This window comes from Streptomyces sp. NBRC 110035 (assembly GCF_000829695.1).
Classification (GTDB): Bacteria; Actinomycetota; Actinomycetes; order Streptomycetales; family Streptomycetaceae; genus Streptomyces.
In genome coordinates, this window is sequence record NZ_BBNN01000015.1 from 387410 (window position 1) to 413936 (window position 26527).

Below are 26527 nucleotides of genomic sequence, written 5' to 3' on the forward strand. Positions count from 1 at the left end.
CCGGGCGTGGGGACGTCCGTTCATATGAGGCATAGGGGAAGAGCGGGACGCATGAGGGCATTCGGTGTGCTGTCGGTGGTGCTGCCCGGGGTGGACGGGGGACGGCGGATTCCGGGCGCCGCAACAAACGTGACGTCCGGCACGTACAACCCTCATGGGGGGACGTGTGTCCAACTGGCGTGGCTGAGGTACTCGACTTCGCAACGCCGCGCGGCCCGGCTCTGCGCCCGCCCCGCCAGGCACTCCGACCCCGTAGGGCCGGTGCGTCCGGTGGCATGCCGGTGATCGCGCCGATGCCCGCAGCGCGGCCCGCCCGCATACCCAGTCAGCGTGACGGCGGTGCCGACGGCGTAGTGGCGGCCGGCACGACCGTCGACCACCTCACCGAGACCTACCGCGCGCACTACCGCTCGCTGCTGGGCCTCGCCGCGCTCCTCCTCGACGACACCGCCTCCTGCGAGGACGTCGTCCAGGAGGCGTTCATCCGTGTCCATTCCGCCCGCAAGCGCGTCCGGGACCCGGAGAAGACCCTGGCGTATCTGCGCCAGACGGTCGTCAACCTCTCCCGTTCCGCGCTGCGCCGCCGCATCCTCGGGCTGAAACTGCTCTCCAAGCCCATGCCCGACATGGCGAGTGCGGAGGAGGGCGCGTACGACCTGCTGGAACGCGACTCCCTCATCAAGGCGATGAAAGGGCTCCAGCGCCGTCAGCGCGAGGTACTGGTGCTGCGCTACTTCGCCGACATGACCGAGGCTCAGGTCGCGTCGACGCTCGGCATCTCGCTGGGTTCGGTGAAGGCCTACGGCTCGCGCGGGATCGCGGCGCTGAGGGTGGCCATGGAGGCACCGGTATGAGCGTCGGGAAGGACGCACGCGGCGAGGACGTGCGGGGTGAGGAGCGCGAACCGCAGGGGCCCGGGGCGGAGGAGGGCACGTCCGAGCCCGCCCCCGGGGGCGGGCAGCGCGAGCCCGAGGGCGACGAGCGGGAACCCGAGGAACGGGAACCTCGCGAGGGGGAGCCCCGGGAAGGGGACCCCCGGGGAGGGGACCCCCGGGGAGGGGAGGCCGACGTGCGTACGGCCGGGGAGCGCGAGCCCGGAGAGGGCTCGGCCGGGGAGCCCGCGGCCGCGGTGCCCGCGTTCGAGGCGCTCGCGTCCGACGGCCCGGGTTCGTCCGGCGGGGACGGTCTGCGCGTGCTGCGTGGGCTGGTGTCGCCGTCCGGGCAGCAGTCGAAGCAATCGCACGCTGGGAACGGAACTGTGAACGACGCCAACGCCGGCCCGGACGGACCGGGCCCCGACCGGCTCGGTCCGGACGAGCTGGAGCTGCGCAGCCTGCTGCACAGCTCGGTGCGCGTGGTGGAGCCGAGCGAGGGTTCGCTGGACTACCTGCGGCGAGCGGTCCCCGCCCGCCGGGCGCGCAAGCGGCAGATCCTCGTCGGTGCGGCGGCCGCCGCCCTCTTCGTCGGCACGGCCGTACCGGCTCTCGTGCACATCTCCAGCTCCACCGGCCCCGACGCCAACCCGTCCGCCGTGGGCCATGCCTCGCAGGCACAGGGCGGTACCGGCGAGGGCGAGGGCCCCGGCGGGGGCGAGACCACCGCGGGCGGCACCTCGGACCGGGTCGAGGGGGACCGGAAGGACGACACGGAGGACGAGGAGAAGGCCACCGGCACCGGGGCGGGCACGGGCGTGACGGAGGGGGCCGACCCCTCGGCGAGCGCCACCGCGGGGTCACCCGTCTGTACGGGCGCGCAGCTCGGCCCGGCCGTCGCGAGCAGCGGCGCACCCGACTCCACCGGCGCGGTCTACGGCTCCTTCCGGGTGGCCAACGTGTCCACCGCCGGCTGTACGGTCGGCGGTCCGGGAAGCCTGGAGGTGACGCCGCTGGGCGCGGCCGACGCCGCCGCGGTGGTCCCGGTCCGGCACACGGCGGGGGACGCGGCGGCGGGCCTGCCGGACCCGTCCCTGGAGGCCGGGCGACTGGTGCTCGAGCCGGGTGAGGCGTACGACGTGAAGTTCGCCTGGGTGCCCTCCGAGCCCTGCCCCACCAACGGCGGGGGCGGCGGCAGCGGCGGCAGCGTGGACCCCTCGCCCGACCCCAGCCCGTCCGAGAACCCGACGGCCGCCGACGGCACGTCCACGGGCGGCGACACGGGGACCGAGGCCCAGCTCCTCACGGAGGACGGCACGACCGGCGGCAGCGTGACGGTGACGTACACCCCGGAGGGCGGAGCGGGCACGGCGACCGCCACGGTGCCCAACGCCTGCGCGGGGACCGTCTACTGGACGGGACTGCTGCCGACCACGGCGGGCTGACGGCGACGGCGGGCCGACGAGGCCGGCCCGTCACACCCCTGACGGGCTCGGCTGCTCCCGGCCCTGGTCCTGGTCCCGCTTCTGGTCCTCGTCCTGGCTCTGCTTCCGGTCCTGCGCGGGCCGCTCGTCCGGGACCAGGCCCAGTTCCGTGTCCCGGGCCAGTTCCGCCTCGCGGCGTACCAGGCGGAACCACATGAAGATCACGAAGCCCGCGAAGGCGAACCACTCGGCGGTGTAACCGAGGTTCTGGAAGGCCTTGAGGTCCAGGCCGGTACCGCCGGGCGCGACCGCGGGCACCGGGCGCATCCCCGGGTCGCCCTCGTTGAGGGTGATCCACGCGTCGTACACGTCGTGGGGCACCAGGTTCACCAGGGACGCCGAGCTGATCGCGCCGGTCTGGCCCTCGGGCAGGCCGCTGAGGGCGCCCACGCCGTTGCTGCCGGGTGTCTCGGACGCCTGGAGCGCCCCGGTGACGGTGACCTCGCCAGCCGGCGGCGGGGGCGCGCCGGCCGGGTCCGGGTCGCCGGGCAGCCAGCCCCGTACGACGGGCAGAACCTTGCCGGTGTCGGTGTGCAGCAGGGTCAGGACGTAGTGGCCGGGCTCGCCGTCGAGGTCGCGGTCGGGCACGAGGAGCTGTTCCTCGTAGCGGCCGCTCGCGGTGGCCTGCTTGCCGGAGGTCGCCTTGGTCACCGGCAGCAGCGTGTCCAGCTGCCGGGCCTCCTCCTGCCGGCTGGAGGCGACCTGTTCCTCGGCGCCGCGGTGGTTCTCGACGCGGTCCTCGAACCGGCCCAGCTGCCATGACCCCATGAAGACGCAGAAGGGGATGGCGAGCAGCACGAAGACGTTGATCCCCCACCATCGGGGCGTCAGCAGAAACCGGTACACGCCCCCACCGTACGGTGCCGCGCCCGGGAATCGGCCCGCGGGGCCGCCTCGACGGTCCGTGGTCCCGCCGGTTGTCCACAGACTGGGGATTCCGGTTGTCCACAGGTCGGGGACCTCGGCGGCGCGAACCCCGCCGGGGCGGGCAGTATGGGGTCATGACTGAGAGCAACGGGTCCGGCGCACCGGCGCGGCGGACGGACCGGACCGAGCGAGTACATCAGGGCGAGCGGATGCCCGCCTGGGAGAAGCGCTTCCGGGCGCCGCGGGTGTCCCTGCCCGACTGGGCGGAGGACGCCCCCGACCGTTCCCTGTTCGTGTCGAACGCGACGGGGACGTACGAGCTGTATGCCTGGGACCGGTCGACGGGCGGGCAGCGCCAGGTGACGGACCGGCCCAACGGCACCACGGACGGCGTGCTCTCGCCGGACGGCGAGTGGATCTGGTGGTTCGACGACAAGGACGGCGACGAGTTCGGGGTCTGGCGCCGCCAGCCGTTCGCGGGCGGTCCGGACGAGCTCGCCGCTCCGGGGCTCGACGCCTCGTACCCGGCCGGTCTCGCTCTCGGCCGGGACGGGAGCACGGCCGTCGTGGGCCGTTCCACGGACGAGGACGGTACGACGATCTACCTGGTGCGGGCGAGTGACGCGGCTGCGGCGCCGGTGGAGATCTACCGGCACCGTGAGTCGGCGGGCGTCGGGGACCTCTCGCACGACGGTTCGCTGATCGCCGTCGAGCACACCGAGCACGGCGACGCGATGCACTCCGCGCTGCGCGTGCTGCGCCCCGACGGCACCACGGTCGCCGAACTGGACGACACCAGGGGCGGTACCGAGGAGCTGGGCCTGGAGGTGCTGGGCTTCGCCCCCGTCGACGGTGACACGCGTCTGCTCATCGGCCATCAGCGGCGCGGCCGCTGGGAGCCCCTGGTGTGGGACGTGGCGACGGGCGAGGAGACGGACCTCTCCCTGGAGCTGCCGGGCGACGTGAGCGCCGAGTGGTTCCCGGACGGTACGGGTCTGCTCATCGCGCACAGCTTCGAGGCCCGCAGCGAGCTGTTCCGCTACGACCTGGCGGGCCCGGAGCTGGTGGAGATCGACACCCCGCCCGGCACCGTCTCGGGTGCGACGGCCCGGCCGGACGGCAGCGTGGAGTACCTGTGGTCGTCGTCGGCCCAGCCGTCGGCGGTGCGCTCCACGAGCGGCGGGGTCGTCCTGGACCCGCCGGGGATGCGCTCGCCCGGCTCGGTGCCGGTTCAGGACGTCTGGGTGGAGGGCCCCGGCGGCCGGATCCACGCCCTGGTCCAGAAGCCCGAGGGCGCGACCGGCCCGCTGCCCACCGTCTTCGACATCCACGGCGGCCCCACCTGGCACGACAGCGACTCCTTCGCCGCCGGCCCCGCCGCCTGGGTCGACCACGGGTACGCGGTGGTCCGCGTGAACTACCGGGGCTCCACCGGGTACGGCCGTGCCTGGACCGACGCGCTCAAGCACCGGGTCGGACTGATCGAGCTGGAGGACATCGCCGCGGTCCGGGAGTGGGCGATCGGCTCGGGCCTCGCGGACCCGGACCGCCTGATCCTCACCGGTGGCTCCTGGGGCGGCTACCTCACCCTGCTCGGCCTGGGCGTCCAGCCCGACGCGTGGACGCTGGGCATCGCGGTGGTCCCGGTCGCCGACTACGTCACGGCGTACCACGACGAGATGGAGGCGCTGAAGGCGATGGACCGCACGCTGCTCGGGGGCACGCCCGAGGAGGTGCCCGAGCGGTTCGAGGCGTCCTCCCCGATCACCTACGTCGACCGGGTGAAGGCGCCGGTCTACATCTCGGCCGGGGTGAACGACCCGCGCTGCCCGATCCGGCAGATCGAGAACTACGTCCACCGCCTCCGGTCCCGCGAGGCCCCCCACGAGGTCTACCGCTACGACGCGGGACACGGCTCCCTGGTGGTCGACGAGCGGATCAAGCAGGTTCGTATGGAACTGGACTTCGCCGAAAGGTACTTGGGGTCGGCGACAGGGGCGACGACGGGGACGGCGACGGCGGAGGGGGAGGGGAGGCAGGGCTGAGGGATTCCGGTGCTTCCCGGGCGCCGGCCGCCCGGGAAGCACCGGCAGGTCACCTTCCCGACCGTTCCCTCCCCCTGCGCCCGAGCAGTTCCGCCAGCCCCCGCCGGGTGGCGCCCAGCACCACCCGGTCCTCGTTCCGCAGGACGTACGTGTCGGGCAGGTCCCACACCAGTCCCGTCGGCCCCGTCGGCTCACCGGCCGCCGGGGTGCCGCCGGTCGCGCTCCCGGCCCCGGCTCCCGGGCCGGCGGCGTTCCCGGAGCCGTGGCCGGAGCCGTTCCCGCCCGCGCCCGGCGTCGCCCGGGGCGCCGCCGTGTCCAGGGCGAGTACCCGCCACGCCCCGGCCCGGAACGCCTCGCCGACCGTCTTGCCCTCCAGCTGCGGATGCCCGCCCACGGTCAGCGCCGCGAACAGCAGCACCCGCCGCTCGACCGGGATGGCACCCAGGATCTGCCGGCCCATCATCGCCCCGGCGAAGGCGGGTGCGGCCAGGTGGGAGACGCTGCGGCTGCGGGTCACCGCGTCGGGGTGCGCGGCCCGCAGCGTGCGGTACACGGCCGTCGCGAACTCGTCGTCGTACAGCCGCAGGACGACCCGCAGGTCGGCGCGTACGGCCCGCGCGTACAGCACGGCCTCCAGGTTGGTGGTGTCGACGCTGGTGAGTGCGAGGAACGCGTCGGCCCGGTGGATCTTCGCGGCCTCCAGCACGCCCTCCTGCGTGACGTCCCCGAGCACCACCGGTACGCCCAGCCGCCGTGCCGTGGCCATCCCCCGCGCCTCCGGGTCGGCCTCGACGCACACCACGGGGATGTGCAGTTCGCGCAGCCGGGTCAGCACCCGCGTACCGATCTTGCCGAGCCCGAGCAGCACCACGTGCCGGCTCAGCCCGCGCGGCGGCTTGCGCAGCGCCGAGACGATGCGGAAGGTGCCCAGCGCCTCCAGGACGGCCGCCAGCATCACCGGCAGCAGCAGCAACCCGACGAGTCCGGTGAGCAGTTGAAGTATCTGCCGGCCCATGGACTGGTTGTGCGCGGGCTCGTTGATCGCGAAGAGGTCGAGCAGGGTGACGTAGGTGGCGTGCAGCGGGTGGTCGTCCGTGACCAGGGCCAGCACGACCGCCAGGACCACCACGGCCGCCGCGAGCCCCGCCAGCGACCACCGCAGCCGCTGCGAGAACAGTGAGGCGAACGGCGGCACCCCGGCCCGTACGGCGGGCAGCGGTGGCCCGGAGTACGACACCTGCTCCAGCACCATCGTGCCGCGGCCGGTCGCCGCCGCGACGGCCGCCGCGTCGGGCAGCATCTGCGGCCCCTGGTCACCGCTGTCCTCCGAACCGTCCGAGCCGGCCGGGTCGTTGCTCGTCGCGGACAGCAACGCCAGCGTGCACAGGCCGGGATCGGTGACCTCGCCGGGCCGCGGGGGCCGGCGTTCCACCGCGCGCAGCATCAGCCCGTCGGTGTCGACGATCTTGCTGGTGCCGACGAGCGCGGTGGCGACCAGGGCGGGAGCGGCCGTGTCGGCGTCGGACAGCACGGTGGTGGAGGCATCGCCCCTGGGGTGTCCACGCCCCTGCGTGTCGACGCCGGACAACTCCGCGGCCTGGTCGAGCAGGTCCTCGATGTGCCGGCCCAGGCGCCGGTTGTAGAGGCGCAGGACGAGGCGGATCCCGGGGTTGATCCTGCGGGCGTTGAGGGCGGCGCGGATGTTGGTCTCGTCGTCGTCGTACACCAGGGCCAGTGCGGCGGCCTGTGCGACGCCCACTTCGGCGAGTACGGCGTCGGTGGGTTCGGCGGCCTCGACCAGAAGTTCGCCGGACGGGTCGTCCGAACCGCCGCCCGCGCCCGCGCGGTTGACGGTGGCGTTCACGAACCGGTCGAGCAGCGCGGCGGACGCGGCGCGGGCCCGTCCCACCACCGGTTCCCGTACCCGGAGCCCGGAGGGCGGTACGACGAGGGTGACCTGTTCGCCGTAGACGCCCCGGAGTTCGGCGGCGAGCCGGTGCGCGAGTCCGTCGTCACCGCACACCAGCATGTGCGCGGGGGGAACGCTCGGCGGGGTCTGATTCGGAAGGCTCACCACGAGAGGAAAGACTGCCGTATACACGCAGACGGTTCCAGGGGTGCACGACGGCCGGTGCCGAACGGTGCTGAACGGGCCCGCCCTCCGCTCCGTATCCATGGGAGGGGAGACGCGCGCCCCGCCCCGCACGACGTCCCTGCTCCCGCGCGCGAGTCCGGAGGTACCCGGCCCGTGGCCATGACCAAGCCGGCCCCCCGCAGGAGGGCCGACGGTGACACGGGGCCCGGTGACGGCGGCGGTGGTGGGGCGGCCGAGGAGTCCCGGCACCTCGACTCCCCTCTCCTCCTCGTCCTGTTCCTGCTCTGTGCCGTGATGTTCCAGGACCCGATCCGCCGCGCCCTGGGCGCCCCGGTGATGCAGAGCTGGACGACGGTGTTCGTGGCGGTGATGGTCCAGGCGCTGCCCTTCCTGGTGCTCGGCGTCCTGCTGTCCGCGGCGATCGCGGTCTTCGTCCCGCCGTCCTTCTTCGCCCGCGCCCTGCCGAAGCGTCCGTCCCTGGCGGTCCCGGTCGCGGGCGCGGCGGGCGCGGTGCTCCCCGGCTGCGAGTGCGCGTCCGTCCCGGTGGCGGGGGCGCTGGTGCGCAGGGGAGTGGCCCCGGCGGCGGCGCTGGCGTTCCTGCTGTCCGCGCCCGCGATCAACCCGATCGTGCTGACGGCGACGGCGGTCGCCTTCCCGAACGATCCCATGATGGTCCTCGCCCGGTTCGTGGCGAGCCTGCTGGTGGCCTGCCTGATGGGCTGGCTGTGGCAGCGCCACGGCCGCGCCGACTGGCTGCGCCCGCCGTCGCGTTCGTCCTACGAGGGGCAGAGCCGGGGCGCGGCGTTCTGGGGGTCGGTCCGGCACGACGTGATGCATGCCGGCGGCTTCCTGGTGGTCGGTGCGATGGCCGCGGCGACGCTGAAGGCGGTCGTCCCGGCCGCCTGGCTGCAACGGGCGGCCGACCACCCCGTGCTGTCGGTACTGGTCCTGGCGGCGCTGGCCGTCCTGCTGTCGATCTGCTCGGAGGCGGACGCGTTCGTCGCCGCGTCCCTGACCCAGTTCTCGCTGACGGCCCGGCTCACCTTCCTCGTGGTGGGCCCCATGATCGACCTCAAGCTCTTCGCCATGCAGGTCGGCACGTTCGGCCGCGGCTTCGCCCTGCGCTTCGCCCCGGCGACCCTCGTCCTGGCGATCGCGGTCTCGGCCCTGACGGGAGCGGTGCTGCTGTGAACCGGTTGCGTCGCCACCCGAGCCTGAACCTGAACCGGCAGGCGCAGGCGGCCCTGCTGTTCCTCCTGGGCGCGACCGTGCTGCACGCCGGGCTGACCGACCTCCATCTGCGCTACGTGAAGGCGGGCCTGCGCCCGCTGCTCCTGCTGTGCGGTGCCGTGCTCGTCGTGACGGCGTTGGCGACGGTCTGGTACGAGTGGCGCGGGGCCCGGGCGCCCCGCGTGAGCCGCGACGGCGGCCCCGGCGGTCACCAGGGGCATCACGAACCCCGCGTCTCCTGGCTCCTCGCCCTTCCCGTCCTCGCCCTGATCCTGGTGGCGCCGCCGGCCCTAGGCGCGTACAGCGCCACCCACACGGGCACGGCCCTGCAGAAGCCGTTCGGTTTCCCGGAACTCCCCGCCGGGGACACGCTGCGCCTGGGGGTGGGGGAGTACGCGGCCCGCGCGGTCTACGACGACGGCCGCGGCCTGGGCGACCGGCCCATCGAGATCACCGGCTTCGTCGCACTGGACCCGTCCGGCGCCCCCTACCTGGTCCGGATGTCCCTCAACTGCTGTGCCGCAGACGGTCAGCCGGTCAAGATCGCCCTGACCGGCGAGGTCCCCCCGGTCCTGCAGCCGGACGCCTGGCTGGAGGTCAGCGGCACCTACAGCCCGCGCCGGACGAAGGACCCGGTCAACGACGGGCCCGTCCCCTACTTCGAGGTCAGGTCCGCGAAGCCGGTCCCCACCCCGAGGGACCCGTACGACGAGGTCTGGAACGGCTGAGCGGGCTCGCCGGCGCTACCGCTGCTGCTGGGTGGGGCCGCCGTCGGCGGCCGTGTCCCGGGTGACGGTCTCCCCCCTGACGACGGTCTCGCCCTGGAGGACACGAGGGGCGTCCGGCTGCCGCGCCTGCTCCCCCTGGGGCGGGTGCGGCTGCTGAGAGGGCTGGGGCTGCTGTGCCTGGGCCCGTCGCTCGTCCTCCTGCGCCTCCGCCTTGGCCGCGCGGGCCTCGGCCTTGAGAATGCGGGCGGACTTGCCGGCCGAGCGGGCCAGCTCGGGCAGTTTTTTCACCGCGAGCACGGCTATGACGACGATGAGGATGATCGCGATTTCGCTCAGTCCGAACATGTGGGGGTCCGTCCGTCCTTCTCGTGAGCCGTTGCCGGATGCCGCCCGTAGAATCTACAGCAATGTAGAGAATTTGACGGTGTCTGCTCGTCTATACGATGACTGCCCGGGAACGGGAAGGCGACGGAAGGGAGACAGGCCGTGGTCGAACACAGCCGGCGTCACCGACGACGGGGACAGGGCGAGTTGGAGGCACTGGTGCTGTCGGCGCTGCGCGAGGCGGACGGTCCGGCGACGGCGGGCCGGGTGCAGGAGCGCCTGGGCGAGGACCTCGCCTACACGACGGTCGTCACGATCCTCACCAGGCTGCTCGCGAAGGGCGCGGTCACCCGTGAACGCGCGGGCCGCTCCTTCGCCTGGACCTCCGCCTCCGACCACGCCGGCCTCGCCGCCCACCGGATGCGCAGGGTGCTGGACGCCGAGAGCGACCGGGAGGCGGTCCTGGCCAGCTTCGTCACCGGACTCGGCCCCGACGACGAACGACTCCTGCGGGAACTGCTGGGTCAGCCCCGGAGCGACGGGGAAGACTGAAGCCTCATGGGGGTGTTCGTCTTCCTGCCGCTCGTCCTGCCGCTGACGGCATGGCCGATCGCCCGGCTCGCCGCACAGCACCTGCACCCGCGGACCGCGACGCGGATGCTGACCTGGGTCGCGGTGGTGATGGCGGTGTGCAGCACGGTGTGCCTGTGCCTGGTGATGGTGGTCGGCACCGCCACCCTGCCCGGCAACCCGCTGCCCGACGGCTGGTCGGACCCGGAGGTGCGGGAGGCGGTCCCGCACGACGAGGTCGTGGGGAAGGCCGCCATCCCGGCCCTGTGCGCGGTGCTGCTGGCCTGCTCCCGGACCCTGTGGCGGCACGTGCGCACCCGCCGCCGCGCCCACCGCGCCCTGGCCGGCCTGCCGGACACGGAGGTGGCGGTCCTGCCCGACGACGCCCCGTACGCGTACGCCCTCCCGGGCACCGGACCGCGCCGCGACCGGGTCGTGGTCACCACCGCCCTCCTGGGCCACCTGGCCCCTGCCGAACGCCGCGCCCTGTTCGCGCACGAGCGCGCCCACCTCACCGCACGCCATCACCGGTTCCTGCTGGCCGTACGGCTGGCCGCGCACGCCAACCCGTTCCTGCGCCCCCTGCGGACGGCGGTGTCGTACGCGACGGAGCGCTGGGCGGACGAGGAGGCGGCCCGCACGGTCGGTGACCGCCGTACCGTCGCCACCGCCATCGGCAAGGCGGCCCTCGCCTCCCGGGCCGGCGGTCCGCCCCTGCTCGCGTTCGCGGCGCCGGGACCGGTCCCCCGCCGGGTGGCGGCGCTGCTCGCCCCGGCTCCGGCCACGGGGCCCTGGCCGGAGGTGTTCACCTCGGCGGGCCTGGCGGCCTGGGGAGCGGCCGCCGGTACGGCCGCGTCGGCGATGTCGTCCGCCAACGCGGCGGTGACCCTCTTCTGGATCCTGCGCACGGCGACGCCGCTGTAAGGCGGATGCGGCGGGCAGCGCGGGTGCGGCGGGGCCGGACTCTCAGCCGATACCCGGTCCGGAGTGCGGCCCCCCGTGTCCGTACGCGCTGTCGCTGCCGTACGCCTCCCGGTGCTCGACCAGTTCACGCACCCAGCCGTCGACCTCGGTGGCCCAGTCACGGGCGTCGTCGTGGCCGACGGTGAACCGGCTGAGCGCGTCGTGTCCGGTGTCCTCGTCGCCGCCCGCGCTCCCGCCGCCCCGCTTGTCGGCCTCCAGGACGACGTCGATTCCGCCCGGGTGGGTGAGGAAGGTCAGCTCGATCTCCTCCACCCGGTCCGCGTACGACGGGGCCGGAGTGAGCCCGATCTCCTGGTGGAAGGGCAGCCGCTGCCCGGTGCCGCCGATGCGGCCGTGCTCGAGACCGGCGGACCGCAGCCCGTACCCGAGCCGCCGGAACGCGCCGATGATCGCCTCCTGGGCGGGCAGCGGGCCGACACCGAGCGGATCGGGGCCGGGGCCGGCGTCCGGTTCCTGCGGCCCGGCCACCGCCAGCTCGGTCCGCACGCCGAGGCGGACGCCCAGTTCCCGGCCGTCCAGCTCGGTGACCGGTGTCTCCCAGGGCAGCGTCACCCCGAACGGCACGGTGCGCGCCTCGCCCTCGTCCAGCCGGAACCCGCCACCGATGGCGAAGCGCTCGAACGGCACGGCGACCCTGCTCCCGCCACTTCCGCCGCTCCCGCCCTCCACCCGGGCCACGAGCTCAAGGGCCACCTGCTCGACGTCGAACGCGGTGTCGCCGCCCACGAGCCGCACCTGTCCGGCGAGCGTCCCGCCGGGCCGGACGGGTCCCGGCTCCAGAACCGTGTCGACCGTGGGCCCGCCCGACCCCGGCGAGCCGAGCAGTCGCTTGAACACCATCGAGGCATCCGCTCCTTATCTGCCACTTGACCTGTCGCGTGCGTACACCTGCCTGCATTTGCGCACAGGGAACAACCGCGTGGAGCATAGAGGGAGTGCCGGGTGGCGTCCTTGGCGGCCGGGCGGGGCGACCCGTATACGGGGCGGCGCGACCGGAGAGGGGCCGGCCGGCGGAGGGCGGGGCCCGCCCCGCGGCTCTACTGCTGGTAAGGCTGCTGGTGTTGCTGGGGCGGCTGTCCGTACGGCCGGCCGTTGCCGGGGCCGCCCGCGTCCTGCGCCTGCAACTGCTCGGCCTGCTCCGAGGACACCTTCGACTCGGCGCCGCAGAAGGTGCACTGCGTCATGTACTTCGTCGAGACAGGGAACAGCGGCACGAAGAACAGCGTGAACTTCGTGACCCGCTTCCTGAGCGTGTGCGCGGAGGGATTCCCGCACTGTGTGCACACCAGCGTGAGTATCGCGAGCTGGTAGAGATATCCCTTGGTGCCCAAAATGATCATGTGATTGCCCCTTCCAGGCATGGCCGGCCGCTGCCTCTGAGGGTGCCACCACCCACGCCACGAAAACCACTGTCCACCGGAACCGTGATGCGGGGCCTTTCGCGGTGAGTCAGGGGGAGCGGTCGGCAATGTGGCAGGCCGGAAGACTGCCGCACTGCGCACAGGCGGGCGCGGGCGTACGGCGGACAGGATTCCGGGCATGAGCGATGCGCGGGAAGTGACCTGCCGGTCCCAGTGGTCGGGTGCCCTGTGGTTCCTCGTCGGATTCGGGGCGACAGGGGCGGCGTCGGCCGTGCTGCTCTGGGCTCTCATGGGCCTCGCCGTGTGGCCGGTCGCCGCGGTGCTCTCCGCCGTGGCCGCCGTCGCGGCGATGGACAGGGCCACCGCATGGGTCCGCGCCGACGCCCACGGTGTGCACTCCCGCACGCTCCTGCGCCGCCGGAGCGTGCGCTGGAACGACGTCGCCGATCTGCGCGTACGCCTGAAGTACGCGAACACGCCCCGGGCCCAGGACGTCCGCCGCATCGTCGTGGTACTGCGGGGCGGGAAGGACGGGAAGGGCCAGGGGGGCGGGCGCAAGTGGACTCTGCCCCTGCCGGTGGGGCTGACCTCCCACGACCCGGACTTCGACGAGAAGCTGGAGGTGTTCCGTGCGCTGCACCGCCGGCACGGTACTCCGGAGTCGAGTCACCTCGCCGTCATCTCGTACCGCACCACGGGGCGCGGCTGGATCGGTTCCCTCGTCGTGAGCGTGCTGCTGCTGGCGCTCGCGGGCGCGGCCGCGGCGTTCGTCCCGGCCGTCGACGCGGATCTCCGGGCCTGGAAGTCGGCCGTGCCGTGCACCGCCGGGGCCTCTGCCGCGGAACGGGGGGAGACGTGCGTGACGACGATGCCGGCGGTGATCGGGCGCACCGAGGCGCATCACCCCAAGAAGGGCAGTTGGCTCTACTTCACCGACGCCCGCCCGCTGGAGCGGCTGCAGGTGTCCGAGGAGGCCGCGCGGGCGTTCCGTGCCGGTGACGACGTCGAACTGACCGTCTGGCGCGGCAGCGTGAAGGAGGTCGCCGGGGAGCGTCACGTCTGGCGTGAGCACAACGTGACTCCCGGCAGTGTCGCGGTAGCCGCGGCCGCCGTGGCCCTCGTCGCGGGCTACCCCGCCGCCCGGGTGCTGGTGCGGATGCGGCGCCGCCGACGCCCCGACGACGAGGTGCTGCCGTCGGTCCTCCCCTTCGTGGTGGTCCTCCTCGGTACGGCCCTGTGGCTGCTTCCGCTCTGCTCTCTGCACCCCACCACGCTGTTCACGTCACCGCTGACGACCGTCTGGCCGGTCGCGGGCGCACTGGTGTCGCTGGCCCTGTTCGCCTGGGCGTGGCGCGTCACCCGCTTCCGCGGGCCCGGGGAGAGCGGGCCCGGCGGGGCGACGCAGTCCGCCGGCCGCGACGACGAGGAGGAGATGTTCCTCCGTGCCCGCTTCCTGGAGGCCACCGACTACAACCCCCGACGCTTCGGCACCCACGTCGTCCTGGGTGGCGACGGCCCGCCCTCCGTCACCCCGCACCCCGGCCCGGGCCGCTTCGCGGCGCGGGCGATCCCGGTGGAACGCCTCGCCCTCAGGAAGGTCCGCCCGGTCCGGGGCAGCGACGACGACGGCGTCCCCGGTGCCTGGCACATCGCCGAACTCGACGACGCCGGCACCCCGGTCCGCCTGGCGGCGGCGCCGGCGGACCTGGGCCGGATCCTTCGGCACCTCGCGCCGGGGCAGGCGCCGGCATCGTCGTAGGGGCCGTCGGTGGAGGCCGCCGCAGCCGGGCGGTTCACACCGTGAGCTTCACGGCCTCCAGCCAGACGTCGTTGTCGAGGGTGCCGCCGAAGGTGTAGGCGGGGCGGGCCTTGCTGCACGTCCGCTGCCCCCAGTCCCTCTGGCGCAGGCGGACGCTGTGGCAGATCTCGCCGCTGCCGACGTTGACGGCGAAGCCCAGCATGTTCGGGGCGCTCTGCTTCGCGCTGCCGATGTAGAAGTTCTTGCCGTCGCCGGTGATGGCCGTCCAGCTCGGCTGCCACTGGCCCCGGCCGTCGACCGGCTTCGACACCTGCCGGAACGCGTTGGCGGCCGAGCCGTCGACGCCGTGCACCGCGATGTTCAGGGCCTTGATCGGCTTGTTCTGGCCCGCCGTACCCGCGATGGTGCCGTCGCACACCGGCTTCTGCCAGCCCTGCCCGGAGACGTACGCGCGGTAGCAGATGTGGCGTCCGGACGGGTCGCTCGCGGCGAGCCGTTTCACGGCACTGGCGGCGGTGTCCTGCGGGGGTTTCGCCGTGACGGTGGTGGTGTCCTTCGGAGGCGTCGCGGTCACGGTGACGGTGACGCCCCCACCGCTCCCGGCCTCCGGGGTGTACGTCGGCTTCGGCCCGTTCTTGGCCTTGTCGTTCTTGTCGTCCTTGTCCTTCGGCTTGGCCGACGGTGAGGCGGACGTCGAACTGGGCGGGGGCGGGATCGGCCGCGGGGGCGTCCTGAGCGTCGGTGAGGCCTCGGCCGAGGGCGAGCTGCTCACACCGGCGGCGGCCTGTTCCTGGTTCCCGCCGCCGTCCGATCCGCCACTGCCCAGGATCACCAGCGGTATGACGACCAGCGCGGCCACACCGAGCGCCACCGGCCCGACGACCAGGGGCCTGCTGAGCAGTCCGGGGCCCTCGAACTCGTCGTCCGACTGCCGGGAGGCGGTCCTGCGTGCAGGCCTCGGCGGCGGTACGGGGCGGGCGGCCGACTCCGACCGGGATTCCGACCCGGAGCCCGAACCCCAGCCCAGTCCCGTGCCCAGACCCGAACCCGACCCGGCCCCGGGCTCCGACCCCGGTTCCGGGCCGCCGGACGGAGGCGGGGGCGGCGGCCCCTCGGGCTCGGGAAGCGCGTACGACGTCTCGTCGAAGTCGTCGTACGCGTCGTCGTCGGCATCGATGCCCGGAGCGACCGCGGTACCGGTGGCACCGACGGGCCCGTCGTCGGCATCGTCGATGGCGTCCCCCTTCACGAGGGACGGTGCTGGTGCTGGTGCTGGTGCTGGTGCTGGTGCGGGTGTCGGTGGTGCTGCCTCCGGCTCCTGCTGCTGTTCCAGCAGCGAGCTCGAGCCGTCGGGGGAGACCTCGACGAACGCCACGTACCCCGCGGCGGGGTCGGAGATCGCCGCCGTGACGGTGACGTCCCGGTCGCGTGCGTGTCCGTGCAGGGTGTCGAGGATCGCGGCGTCGACCGTCTCCCCCTCCGCCACCGGCACGGGCTCACCGTTGATGACGGCGGAGCCGTCACCGGAGATGACCACCGTGAAGTGCGGGGACGGTTCGGAGGTCCCACCGGACACGGCGTGTTCGCCTCCGGCGACCGGCTCGTCCGCCTCTTCTCCTTCGCCCCGGATCATAAGCGTTCCTCTCTGACGTTCCCGGCCGCATGGCACGGCCGGGTCCGTATCGGCGTTGCCCGCGTACCGCAACGGTCGCCGGATGAAAAAGGTTCAACTCCAGGGCGACAACCGGGATAACAGCGAAATCAGCGATGACACGGGACGGAATGGCACGTTCCGTCCAGGTGACGGTGGCGACTTCCCGTCCTACTAGAGTCCGAGGGTGGACCACTACGTGAATTCCGTTCGCTTCGCCGTGCTGGGCCCGGTCCGGGCATGGCGCGGGAAACGGGAACTGGACCTCGGCTCGCCCCAGCAGAGAGTTGTGCTGGCGCTGCTGCTGTTACGGCGTGGACGCCCCGTACCGCTCGGTGAACTCCTCGGCGCCGTCTGGGGGGAGGAGCCGCCCGCGGCTGCCGTGTCCGTCCTGCGGACCTACGTGTCGCGCCTGCGCAAGGTGCTGGAGCCCGGCCGTGACCGGGCCGCCGGGCAGCCCCGGGTGGTCGTCTCCGTCGGGGACGGATACGTGCTGCGGATCCCGGACGACGCCCTGGACCTCGCCGTGTTCCAGCGCCGGGTCGCCCGGGCGAAGAGGGCACGCGCCGCGGGCGACGTGTCCGGCGCCGCGGAACTGCTGCACGCCGCGCTCGGCGAGTGGCAGGGAGCCGCGCTGGCCGGACTCCCCGGCCCGCTGGCCGAGACGGTGCGCTCCTGGCTGGACGAGGAGTGGCTGACCGCGCTGGAGGCGCGGCTGGACGTCGACGTCCAGCTCGGACGCCATCACGAGGTGATCGCCGAGCTGATCCCGCTCACCGGCAGGCACCCCCTGCGGGAGCAACTGTGCCGGCTGCTCATGCTGGCGCTGTACCGGTCCGGGCGGCAGGCCGAGGCACTGGCGGCGTACCGCGGGACACGGAGTGCCCTGGTCAGGGAGCTGGGTGTCGAGCCCGGTGCCTCGCTCCAGAACCTGCATGACCGCATCCTGGCGGCCGACCCGGCCCTGATGCCCGACCCGGCACCCGCTCCGCTCCGGCCCGCGTACCCGCTCAGGCAGCTCCGCCCGTCCGTGACGCCTGTGGCGTCCGAGCCGTCCGTCGTCGCATCGGCGGACGGGAGAGCGGGCGATGACACGGCAACCGGCGGCAGGACGGCGGACGAGCCGGCGTCGGACGACGGTCCGGCCGACCGGCCGACGGACGGGGCCGACCGTTGTGACCCGCACGGCACCCCGGAGGGGACCGCCCGCCCGGCGCAACTGCCCGCCGATCTGCCGACCTTCGCCGGACGGCACGCCGAACTCGAGCGGACCGAAGCCCTGTTGCCCGAGGACGGCAGCCCTCCGTCGACCGTCGTGATCAGCGCGATCGGCGGCATGGGCGGGATCGGCAAGTCCACTCTGGCCGTGCACTGGGCCCACCGGGTCGCCGACCGCTTCCCCGGCGGCCAGCTCTACATCAACCTGCGCGGCTTCGACCCGACCGGCTCGGCGGTGACGCCGGACGACGCCGTGCGGATCTTCCTCGACGCGCTCGGCGTCCCCCCGATGCGCATACCCTCCGGTCTCGACGCGCAGGTGGCGCTGTACCGCAGCCTGCTCGCGCGGAGCAGGCTGCTGATCCTCCTCGACAACGCCCGCGACACCGAGCAGGTCCGCCCGCTGCTGCCCGGATCCCCGGGCTGCCTGGTCATCGTCACCAGTCGCAATCGGCTCACCGGCCTGGTCGCCGGCGAAGGGGCGCAGCCCCTGACGCTGGATCAGATGACCTCCGCCGAGGCACACGACCTGCTGGCCCGGCGCCTCGGCACCGACCGGCTGGCCGCGGAACCCGAGGCGGCGGACGAGATCATCGCGCGGTGCGGCCGGCTGCCGCTGGCGCTCGCCATCGTCGCCGCCCACGCCTGCGCCCACCCGGCCTTCCCGCTCAGCGCCATCGCCGACGAGGTGAGCGACAGCCACGGCAGCCTGGACGCCTTCGCCGGCGGTGACGACATCACCACCGACGTGCGGGCCGTCTTCTCCTGGTCCTACAAGGCGCTGTCCGTCCCGGCGGCACGCCTGTTCCGGCTGCTGGGCCTGCACACCGGGCCGGACATCTCCGCGCCCGCGGCGGCCGCCCTCGCCGGGCTCCCCCCGCGTGAGGCCCGCGGCATCCTCGCCGAGCTGACCCGCGCCCACCTGCTCACCGAGCACTTCCCGGGCCGCTACACCCTGCACGACCTGCTGCGCGTGTACGCCGCCGAACGGGTGCGTGCCGAGGAGACACGGGAGGAGCGGGACCTCGCCGTCGAGCGACTGCTCTCCTGGTACCTGCACACCGCCGACGCGGCCTACCCGCACATCACCCCGAACCGCCGCCGTATTCCCCTGGAACCGCTGCCCGAGGGGTGCCGGCCGCTGGAGTTCACGACGCACGAGCAGGCGCTCGACTGGTGCGAGACCGAACGGCCCAACCTGGTCGTCGCGGTGCACCAGGCCGACCAGGCCGGGAAACCTGGCATCGCGTGGCGGCTGCCCGCCGTCCTGTGGGGGTTCTTCTACCTGCGCAGCCACACGCACGACTGGCTCGACACCTCCCGTACGGGTCTCATCGCCGCCCGCACCGCCGGCGACCGGCAGGGCGAGGCCCAGGGGCTGTCCGACACGGCCGCCGCGCTGCGCAACGCCGGCAGGCTCGAGGAGGCCATCGTGCACCTGCACCGGGCGCTGGAACTGTGCCAGGAACTCGGGGACAGGAAGGCAAGGTCGACGGTGGTCGCCAACCTGGGCGACGTCTACCTGCACGTCGGCCGGCTCGGCAAGGCCGTCGAGTACATCCGAAGGGGGCTGGCCCTCGACCGCATCGAGGGCAGCGCCTGGGGAGAGGGCGTCGCCCTGTGCAACCTGGGCGACGCCTACCAGCGGCTCGGCCGGTACGACGACGCCCTCGGCTGCCTGGAGCGGGCACTGGTGGTGCTGCGCGCCGGCGACAACCGCTGGGTCGAGGGCGTCGCCCTCGACATCCTCGGCACGGTCCACCACCGGCTCGGCCGCTACGACGAGTCCGTCGAGTACTACCGTCAGGCACTCGCGACGCACCGGGACATCGGCAACCGGTGGGGCGAGGGCCACACGCTGGGCAATCTCGGGGACGTCCATCTCGACGCCGAGGAGCCGGAGGCCGCCCGGGCGAGCTGGCACCAAGCCCTCGCGATCTTCGCGGAGTTCGGTCATCCGGACGCCGAGAAGGTCCGCGCGCGGCTCGCCCGCCTGCAGGACGGCCCGGCCGACGCGCGTGCCCGAGGGGCTGCGCCGAAACGGACCGCCTGACATGGATCTCCTCCGATCGTGAGCCCCGTCGAGGAGTCGCCGGGGCACACCCGAACAACGGCCGCGGGGCGAGGACGGTTCAACCCCGGTGATCTTTTGGGAGCCGAACCGCCCTCGTGCCCGCGGCGGGTGCCTCGGTGTCTCAAGACGCCTCAAGGCACCTCAGCGCACCTCGCGGTAGATACGCCCGCTCGCGTTGGCGACCGCCCCGTCGTAGAGACCCGTCCGGTGGGTCTCGGTGGACAGCACGAACCACGCGTAGCGCTCCAGGAAGTCCAGGCCGTTCAGCATCTCGGTCGAGGACCGGACGAAGGCGGTCTGCTCCTGTTCGCTCGGGTAGCGCGGGGTGCCCTGGGAGAAGTCGATCAGGGCGTACTCCGTGAGCCAGACCGGCTTGTTGTAGCGGTCGTGCACGGCCTGCAGATAGCCGCGCAGCTGGTTGACGGCGTCGGGGCCGAAGTCGGCGCCGTACCAGTGCAGGGGAATGAAGTCGACGCGCAGACCGCGCTGTTCGGCCCCCTTCATGAACCGGTCCAGCCAGCCGCCCTCGAGGTCACCGCCGGAGGCGACCGCGGGTGCGCCCAGGCGCAGACCGGTGGACTCCAGCCGGGGCCACAGGTCCAGCGCCTGTTCGGGCGACATGGTGGCCTGGCCCGGATGGTCCGGCTCGTTGAAGCCGAGCAGCACCTTCCCTTCCTTGGCGGCCTGGCCCAGTTGGGCGTCGGTGACCGAGTCGGGGCCCCAGATCATCGGGACGTACTCGACGCCCTCCGGCCTGGTGACACCGTCGCTGGAGGAGGCCCAGTTGTAGAACCAGGACGAACCGGAGTCGGCCAGGGCCTCGGAGGCACCCGCCACGGGGTTGAGGCTGATGCCCTTGCGGGAGGCGGCCGGGGTGTTGCCGCCCTCGCGGGGCTGCTCGGTGACCACGGGGGCCGGCGGGGGCGCGGCGTTGTTGTCGGGCGGGGCGGCGGCCTCGCCGGTGCCGTGGAAGGTGACGGTCATACCGGTGCACTGCCGGCACTGGTACACGACCTGGTTGCCCTGCTCGGTGTCGTGCTTGGACCAGCTGTAAGCGGTCGGGCACTTGCCGGCCAGCGCGTCGCTGTAGGGGGTCTTCGCGTCCCGGTTCGGGTTGACGCAGACCAGCGCCCGGCCGGTGGCCTCGTCCTTGACCAGGTTGTCGGCCGGGCAGGCGGCCAGCAGGTCCTCGACGCAGCCCGCCGACGTGCACTCGCCCGACTCGGGCGGTGTCACGCCGTCCGGCGTGATGGTGATCGGCGACGCGACGGCGTTGACATAGCTGACGTTGTACCAGGGCGCCAGGCTGTCCTTCGGGTCGAAGTTGAACTCGGCCAGTCCGGTCGGCTGTTCACCGGTCGAGCACCGGTCGGAGTACGGACCGCAGTCGCCGACGGCGCAGTGGAACGTGCTGCCCTCCTCGCCGGTGCAGCCCTCGCGGGCGAAGAACTTGCCGCGCCAGTGTCCGGCGCCGGAGTTCTCGGGGATCGTGATGGTGGCCGACTGGCCCGGGTCCAGCGTCGGAAGCCCGGTGAGTTCGGCCGACCCGTCGGCGTTGACCGTGCTGCCGATCCAGATCCGCTGGCCCGTCGTGTTCTTGAAGGTGACGGTGTGCTCGCCGGCGTTGGCGGCCGGTGTGCCCGCGATGCTCACGTCGTCCGAGCGCTGGTTCTGGATCAGCAGGGCGGTGCCGGTGACCCCGACCGCGACCAGGAGCAGTGCCAGCAGGAACGAGGTGCGTCTGCGCAGGACGGGCCTGCGCAGGACGGGCCTGTGGATGAGGGGTCTACGCATGGATCACGCCTCCTGGTGGGGCGACGTATGTCATTTCCGTCCTCTCGGCTGGGAGTTCGTGCGTGTGGTGGTGTGGGCTCTGACGGGCGCCGGGCTGGAGGACCTCGTCGGTGAGTCGCTGCTGCCCGGGGCCGTGGGGGAGCGCAGGGGAGCGAGCGACTCGAGCGAGCTGCGCAGGGCCGCGTGCCCGTCGCCGCTGAGCAGGGACGGCAGGGTTGCGGACGGCGCCAGGGGCGCTACGGGGCTCGGGGGCGCGCTCGTGGGGGCGCTGTCCACCGGGCCGCCTGCGTGGGCGGCCCGCCCGGTCTGCTGAGCAGCCCGCTCGGCCGCGAGAAAGGCCTGTCCGTCGAAGGCGTCCTGGGCACTGGGGGTGGCGGTGGGGGTGGTGCCGAGGCGTTCCCATTGCGTCTGCTGGGCTGCTTGGAAGGCCTGGCCGTCGAAGGCGTCGGTGGGGCGCGGGGTGAGGGTGGGGGTGGTGCCGAGCTGCTCCCGTTGGGCTTGCTCGGCGGCGCGGAAGGCCTGTCCGTCGAAGGCGTCCTGGGCACTGGGGGTGGCGGTGGGGGTGGTGCCGAGGCGTTCCCATTGCGTCTGCTGGGCTGCTTGGAAGGCCTGGCCGTCGGCCATCTCGTTCTGGCGGAGCCCCTCGAAGCCGCTCCGGCCCTGCTCCACGACCGGTGCCACTGCCGGTGCGGCGTCCGACCGCTCCGGCGAAGCCGGACGCTCCCAGCGCTCGCGCAGCGCCGCGAACTGCTGTGCGTCGGCGGCCATGATCCGGTCCCGGGCGGCCTCCATGGCCTCGGTGGCGGTGAGGGTGGGGGCAGCAGTGTTCGTGCTCGTGTTCGCGTCTGTCTGCGTACTGCTGTCGGTGTAGGCGTTCGTGGCCGTGACCGGCGTGGTCCGCAGTGCGGTGTCCTGCGCCGGAGTCCTTTCCCGCTGAGGCGGGTCCACACCTTGGGACGTCTCCCGCAGCGACTCCCGCATGTACGCGTTGGCGGCGTACCGGGCGACGGTCGGCATGCTCTCGGGGGACTGCTCGAACGCCTTCTTCCGGTTCGCGTCGGTCCTGACCAGGTGGAGAACCGCGTCCTCGAAGGCCTCGTGCTGGAGCGTCGACAGCCGGCCGATCCTCTCCCCGAGGCGCGCCACGTCCGGGTGCGCCGATTGCACCGAGGACATCTCGGACGATTTCTCCGCCGGCCTCTGTGCCGGGACGGGCGGCCACGGGTCGGACCGGTCGGCCTCCCGTCCGCCGACGGACGCGTAGTCCCCGCCGGCCGGGGTCGCCGCCGACTGCGACCGGCCCGTCAGACGGTCCATGAGCCGGCGCAGCTCGGCCGCCAGACGGTTCCAGAGGCCCGCCGTGTCGGTCGGATCCCGCCCGTTGTCGCGACGCTCGTCCCGCAGGCGGTACTCGGTCTTGACCAGGTCACGCGCCAGTCCGACTTCGGGGCGCTCCTTGGTCAACCGGTTCCGGCTCGGGGAGGCCGCGTTGTCGTCCGCCACGGTGCCCCCTCTCTCGGGTCGGAGGTTCGGACACGAAGCGACAACGGGCGGGCCGGGGGCAACGGTTCAACGAGCGAAGCGTCCCGGCGGGTCACGGCACGGCGGCCGCGCCTCCCCCAAGGACGCGGCCGCCCTGTGCCGGGCCGGTACGGAGCGGTGCGGCTACTTGCGCCTCCGGCGTTCGGGCTTCTTGCCCTGAGCATTACTCGACAGCGGCTCCACCGGTGCCCTGCTGGTTCTCGTGGAGCTGCTGGGCGGGTCGAAGTTCCCGGCCGGAGCGTTGTTGGCCGGGGCCGGCAGGGACGACGTGGAGGACGGGGGCGGCGAGGCCGGGTTGTACCCGGGCGGGTACTGGCCCGGCTGGTTACCGAGAGGCGGGTTCCGGTGCATTCCGTACATCTCGTAACCGGGGTCCTGCGCCACCCGTTCGGGACTGGTGTGGGCGTGGTGCATGATGTCGGTCATGGTCGCGCCGCCGGCCACCCAGGAGCCCGCTCCGCCGACCATCTTGGTGGTGTCGGACTCCTGGTCGCCCACAGCCGCGTACGTGTTCAGAGCCGTGGATGCCAGCCGGCCGAGGCTCGCGCCGATCTGGACCCCGTCGACGTGGCCGCCCGAGCGGTGCTGCTGGTACTGGCCGTAGAGCTCATGGCCGGCCACCGCGCCCTGGGCGGCGATGCCGACGCCGTTGATGATCGTTCCCGCTCTGCCGGGGGCAAAGGTGGAGGCGCCCTGGATGAGGGTCGGGGAGACGTCGACCAGGGCCTTCACAATGCGGGACTTGTTCTCCGCGACCCACTTCGTCGCACTCTTGCTCCACCGCGCGACTTGGCTGCCCCGCGGGTTGTCCGGGTTGACCGCGTAGAACTGCTGGTTGGTCCGGTCGTACACGCCGGTTCCGGCCCCGGCGAACAGCGGAGGCGCGTTGTCCGGGGCAGGCTTGCTGGAGACCTCGGCCCGTGTCCCCCTTCTGTCCTCACTGATTCTGACGGACACGTAGGAACTGGCGTTGGAATTGGCGCTGTCGTCCGAGTGGGTGGATCCTGCCATGTCACCCTTCCTTCCGGGAGGTGATCGCTCCGCACGGAGCCTGTGACGGTGCCGGGTCCGGCTCCGCCGACCGGATGCTTACTCCGCTCTGCAACCACAACGCGGCTGCCGAGGCAGACGGTTCATCACCTTCCGCCCGCACGTACCACCTGCCGGAGCGGTACCCCGCACGGCTCCGTCAGGACCACGGGGACGGCGGCGGCGGAGGGGGCGGCGGCCCGAAGGGGTCCATCGCCTCGACGACGGGTTTCTCCTTCGGGCGGTGCATGCCGGGCTTGCAGCCCGCGAACGGTCCCTGCGGGTCCCGAAGGGTGTCCATGACCGACGGCATGTAGTCGCGGTGCCAGATGGCGGGTCCGGTCATGTCGGAACCGGGGCCGGTGAGATCCCCCCAGGCGAGCCACAGACCGTGCAACTGGGCCACGGCCTCGGGGTGTTCCCACCACACGGAGCACCAGGGGGACTGGGAGGTGACCTCCCTGCCGTAGACCGGCAGCAGCACGTGGTGCGTCCACAGGGTCAGCTGGCGCAGCGTCTGCGCGTACGCGGGTCCGTCCAGGTAGAGGATGAAGCGGGGCGGGGCGGAGGGCTTCTCGCCGGGGGCCGGGGTCGCCGGACCGCTGCCGGCCCCCTGGGACGGCGCGGCGTCGGGTCGCCCGGCTGCGGAGACCTCGGAGTGGGCCGACTGGGTGGTGGACATGGCGCCCTTCTGGTGATGCGTGGCGTGGCGGCTGGGAGATCGGTGCTCGGTGCCGGGGCGGCGGCCGGTGCGCGTTCCACGTGCTGTCCCCGGACGGAAGGTTCACGCGTCGGGCCGCACCACCCCGAGGATCTCCAGCGACCCGGCCGGCGCCACCGTCACCGAGCGCCCCGGGCGCGGGGCGTGGATCATCCGGCCGTCGCCGATGTAGAGGGAGACGTGGGTGGCGTCGGCGTTGTAGATGATCAGGTCACCGGGGCGCATGTCCGCGACCGGGACGCGGTGGAGCAGGCGCCACTGATCCTGCGAGGTGCGCGGGATGGCCACGCCCGCCGCCAGCCATGCCTGCGAGGTGAGGCCGGAGCAGTCGTAGGAGTCGGGGCCCTCGGCGCCCCAGACGTAGGGCTTGCCGAGCTCACGGGTGGCGAAGGCGACGGCCTTGCTGCCCGCGCTGCTGCCCTCGGTGCCGGCAGTGTCGAGGACGCCCGACTCCACCCACTTCGCCTGGGCCTCGTCGGCGGTCTCCCTTTCGAGCGCGGCCAGTTCACGGCGCTGCTTCTCCGCCAGCCGCGACTCCATCTTCTGTGCCTCGTCGATGCGGGCCTGGATCGTTGTGCGGTGGGAGTCCATGGATCTGCGGTTCTTGCGCAGCCGCTTCAGTTCGTCGTCCGCGTCGTCGCTGCGCGTGCGCAGCTCCTCCTGGGTCTTGGCCAGGGCCGTCATCACACGGTTCGTTCCCCGGTGCGCCTGGCGGGCCAGGGAGGCGTTGTCCAGGGCACGTTCGAAGTTGTCGGCGAGGACGAACTGAACCTCGGCGGGGACACCGCCACCGCGGTACTGGGTGCGGGCCGCCACCCCGGCCAGTTCGGTGAGGCGGGTCAGTTTCTTTTCCGTCGACATCACTTGGGCCTTGAGCGTGCTGACGCGCTTCTTCTGCCGGGTCACCTCGCCGTCGACGGCGTTGTACTTCTCCGTGGCGACCTCGGCGTCGTGGTAGAGGCGGTCGAGTTCGGCACGCACCTCGGGGAGGGTCGCCGGCTCGGCACTGGCGGGCTGGTGGAGCGCCGCCGTCAGAGCGAGAGCCGTCGTGACCACGGCCACCGTCCGGTGGCCGTGTGCGCGCGGGGTCCGTCTCATGTGGGCTGTGGCTCCCTTCGTAGGCGCCGCATGGGCAGGGATGCAGGAACGCGGGGATGCGGGGGCATGGGTCGCCCATACAACGGGGCCGGTCCGTCCGGAGGTTCAAAGCGGGCGGAACGCGACCGGATGAACCGGGGCGACCTCGCCGGCCGTTGTGCGCGCAGGGCACCGGACGGCAGGACCTGGGCGAAGGGATGGGTATGAACGCGCAGTTGGTGCTTCTCGCGTTGTGTACGGGGCTCGGCCTCGGCTTTCTGCTGGCCGCGGTCCGGGCAGCGGCGACGGCCGCGGCCCTGTGGGCGCGCGGCCGGCGGGTGATGGGGTGGGTGACGCCGAGGAAGGCGGCCGACCGGCGGCGTGGCGGGCTCGTCATGTTCTCCGACCACCTCGGCAGAGACCTCGTCCTCGATCCGGGACGGTGCGGGCCGTTCTACGGAGTGCCCCCGGTCGGCGACAACGTGCCGGTCGTGTACGTACGGGAGCGTCCCACGCAGGCCAGGCTGTGGACGTCCAGGCATCTGCTGGCGTCGTCGTTCGGGTGGTTCCTGTCCGCCACCCTGGCGTTCGGCGCCGGGACCGTGATGGCTGGGTGAGGCCGGCCGGGCCCCCACCCGAATGCCCCCGGCGCGTCGGCGAACTCGACGTGCTGCGCGGGTTCGCCCTGTTCGGCATCCTGGTGGTCAACGCCCAGTTGATGGCGGGCCCGTACACGGCCTTCGGCGGCGGGCCCGGCGCCTCGGCACTGGACCGGGGTGCCGCGTGGGCGGTGACCGCGCTGGTCACGGCCAAGTTCTACGTCCTGTTCTCCTTCCTCTTCGGCTACGGCTTCGTCCTCCAGTCCCGGTCCGCCCGGGGGGCGGGCGTCGCCTTCGCCCCGCGCCATCTGCGGCGCGCCGCGGGCCTGTTCGTCCTGGGGGCCGCGCACGCCGTCCTCCTGTATCCCGGCGACATCCTGACCACGTACGCCGTCATCGCGCTGGTGCTGTACGGGCTGCGCGGCATCTCCGCACGGGCCGCGCTGTACCTCGCTGCCGGCCTGCTGGTGGTGCTGTCGGCGCTGCTGCTCGGGTACGGGCTG

General features: G+C 73.1%; 20 protein-coding genes and 1 pseudogene. 10 read left to right on the plus strand and 11 right to left on the minus strand.

All coding sequences use genetic code 11. From position 1 onward, the window contains the following. Window positions 1-179 precede the first annotated feature (179 nt). Together TU30_RS01855 and TU30_RS01860 are read left to right on the plus strand one after the other, a co-directional pair. Entirely contained in the window at window positions 180-854 is a 675-nt protein-coding gene (locus tag TU30_RS01855) for a SigE family RNA polymerase sigma factor (RefSeq protein ID WP_078878043.1), read from the plus strand. Continuing rightward, window positions 851-2317, plus strand: a complete 1467-nt coding sequence (locus tag TU30_RS01860) for a hypothetical protein (RefSeq protein WP_042163583.1) — start codon at window positions 851-853, stop codon at window positions 2315-2317. The genes TU30_RS01855 and TU30_RS01860 overlap by 4 nt, the downstream gene beginning before the upstream one ends. Window positions 2318-2347: 30 nt before the next feature. Here the strand turns inward: TU30_RS01860 and TU30_RS01865 are convergent, their stop codons facing one another. Continuing rightward, complete coding sequence (locus tag TU30_RS01865; RefSeq protein WP_042163587.1) at window positions 2348-3202, minus strand: SURF1 family protein; 855 nt, start codon at window positions 3200-3202, stop codon at window positions 2348-2350. Window positions 3203-3357: 155 nt separating this feature from the next. Here TU30_RS01865 and TU30_RS01870 point away from each other — a divergent pair, with 155 nt between their 5' ends. After that, the gene (locus TU30_RS01870) at window positions 3358-5268 is read left to right on the plus strand and encodes a prolyl oligopeptidase family serine peptidase (RefSeq protein WP_042163590.1); all 1911 of its coding nucleotides are present in this window, start codon (window positions 3358-3360) and stop codon (window positions 5266-5268) included. 49 nt (window positions 5269-5317) lie between these two features. On the opposite strand, the gene TU30_RS01875 is transcribed toward TU30_RS01870, so the two are convergent. Continuing rightward, window positions 5318-7297: a TrkA family potassium uptake protein gene (locus TU30_RS01875; protein ID WP_042163593.1), complete on the minus strand. Its 1980-nt coding sequence runs from the start codon at window positions 7295-7297 to the stop codon at window positions 5318-5320. A gap of 225 nt (window positions 7298-7522) precedes the next feature. Between TU30_RS01875 and TU30_RS01880 the strand changes: the two genes are divergently transcribed. Together TU30_RS01880 and TU30_RS01885 are read left to right on the plus strand one after the other, a co-directional pair. After that, a complete protein-coding gene (locus TU30_RS01880) occupies window positions 7523-8554 on the plus strand; it encodes a permease (RefSeq protein WP_042163914.1) in 1032 nt (343 codons plus the stop codon). Between the two features lie 29 nt (window positions 8555-8583). After that, window positions 8584-9321 carry a TIGR03943 family protein gene (locus TU30_RS01885; RefSeq protein WP_042163916.1) on the plus strand — a complete coding sequence of 246 codons (738 nt, stop codon included), beginning with the start codon at window positions 8584-8586 and terminating at the stop codon, window positions 9319-9321. A 15-nt stretch (window positions 9322-9336) separates the two neighbouring features. On the opposite strand, the gene TU30_RS01890 is transcribed toward TU30_RS01885, so the two are convergent. Then, window positions 9337-9666 (minus strand): twin-arginine translocase TatA/TatE family subunit, encoded by a 330-nt coding sequence (locus TU30_RS01890; protein ID WP_042163596.1) that lies wholly within the window; start codon window positions 9664-9666, stop codon window positions 9337-9339. 141 nt (window positions 9667-9807) lie between these two features. On the opposite strand from TU30_RS01890, the gene TU30_RS01895 reads away from it, so the two are divergent. Both TU30_RS01895 and TU30_RS01900 read left to right on the plus strand, forming a co-directional pair. After that, window positions 9808-10197 carry a BlaI/MecI/CopY family transcriptional regulator gene (locus TU30_RS01895; RefSeq protein ID WP_042163598.1) on the plus strand — a complete coding sequence of 130 codons (390 nt, stop codon included), beginning with the start codon at window positions 9808-9810 and terminating at the stop codon, window positions 10195-10197. 6 nt (window positions 10198-10203) lie between these two features. Further along, window positions 10204-11139, plus strand: a complete 936-nt coding sequence (locus TU30_RS01900) for a M56 family metallopeptidase (RefSeq protein WP_042163602.1) — start codon at window positions 10204-10206, stop codon at window positions 11137-11139. A 45-nt stretch (window positions 11140-11184) separates the two neighbouring features. Here the strand turns inward: TU30_RS01900 and TU30_RS01905 are convergent. Beyond that, a pseudogene (locus tag TU30_RS01905) lies at window positions 11185-12039 on the minus strand (sporulation protein); the annotation flags it as partial. A gap of 197 nt (window positions 12040-12236) precedes the next feature. Continuing rightward, window positions 12237-12539: a zinc-ribbon domain-containing protein gene (locus TU30_RS01910; RefSeq protein ID WP_042163605.1), complete on the minus strand. Its 303-nt coding sequence runs from the start codon at window positions 12537-12539 to the stop codon at window positions 12237-12239. Window positions 12540-12738: 199 nt separating this feature from the next. Here TU30_RS01910 and TU30_RS01915 point away from each other — a divergent pair, with 199 nt between their 5' ends. Beyond that, on the plus strand, window positions 12739-14319 hold the full coding sequence (locus tag TU30_RS01915; protein ID WP_042163607.1) for a membrane protein: 1581 nt from the start codon (window positions 12739-12741) through the stop codon (window positions 14317-14319). Window positions 14320-14353: 34 nt separating this feature from the next. Here TU30_RS01915 and TU30_RS32775 read toward each other — a convergent pair whose 3' ends face one another. Beyond that, on the minus strand, window positions 14354-15952 hold the full coding sequence (locus tag TU30_RS32775; RefSeq protein WP_052479717.1) for a hypothetical protein: 1599 nt from the start codon (window positions 15950-15952) through the stop codon (window positions 14354-14356). Window positions 15953-16157: 205 nt separating this feature from the next. On the opposite strand from TU30_RS32775, the gene TU30_RS01925 reads away from it, so the two are divergent. Then, a complete protein-coding gene (locus TU30_RS01925) occupies window positions 16158-19241 on the plus strand; it encodes a BTAD domain-containing putative transcriptional regulator (protein WP_042163611.1) in 3084 nt (1027 codons plus the stop codon). Between the two features lie 162 nt (window positions 19242-19403). On the opposite strand, the gene TU30_RS32780 is transcribed toward TU30_RS01925, so the two are convergent. The 5 genes from TU30_RS32780 to TU30_RS01955 all read right to left on the minus strand — a co-directional run bounded on the left by TU30_RS32780 (window position 19404) and on the right by TU30_RS01955 (window position 25446). Continuing rightward, window positions 19404-21056 carry a glycosyl hydrolase gene (locus tag TU30_RS32780; RefSeq protein WP_052479718.1) on the minus strand — a complete coding sequence of 551 codons (1653 nt, stop codon included), beginning with the start codon at window positions 21054-21056 and terminating at the stop codon, window positions 19404-19406. 30 nt (window positions 21057-21086) lie between these two features. Next, window positions 21087-22559, minus strand: a complete 1473-nt coding sequence (locus TU30_RS01940; protein WP_042163613.1) for a hypothetical protein — start codon at window positions 22557-22559, stop codon at window positions 21087-21089. Between the two features lie 162 nt (window positions 22560-22721). After that, window positions 22722-23609, minus strand: a complete 888-nt coding sequence (locus TU30_RS01945; RefSeq protein WP_042163615.1) for a hypothetical protein — start codon at window positions 23607-23609, stop codon at window positions 22722-22724. A gap of 178 nt (window positions 23610-23787) precedes the next feature. Continuing rightward, on the minus strand, window positions 23788-24309 hold the full coding sequence (locus TU30_RS01950; protein WP_078878044.1) for a DUF4913 domain-containing protein: 522 nt from the start codon (window positions 24307-24309) through the stop codon (window positions 23788-23790). A gap of 102 nt (window positions 24310-24411) precedes the next feature. Continuing rightward, entirely contained in the window at window positions 24412-25446 is a 1035-nt protein-coding gene (locus TU30_RS01955; protein ID WP_042163618.1) for an NlpC/P60 family protein, read from the minus strand. 203 nt (window positions 25447-25649) lie between these two features. Here TU30_RS01955 and TU30_RS01960 point away from each other — a divergent pair, with 203 nt between their 5' ends. Continuing rightward, window positions 25650-26042 (plus strand): hypothetical protein, encoded by a 393-nt coding sequence (locus tag TU30_RS01960; protein ID WP_042163927.1) that lies wholly within the window; start codon window positions 25650-25652, stop codon window positions 26040-26042. Window positions 26043-26527: the final 485 nt, after the last annotated feature.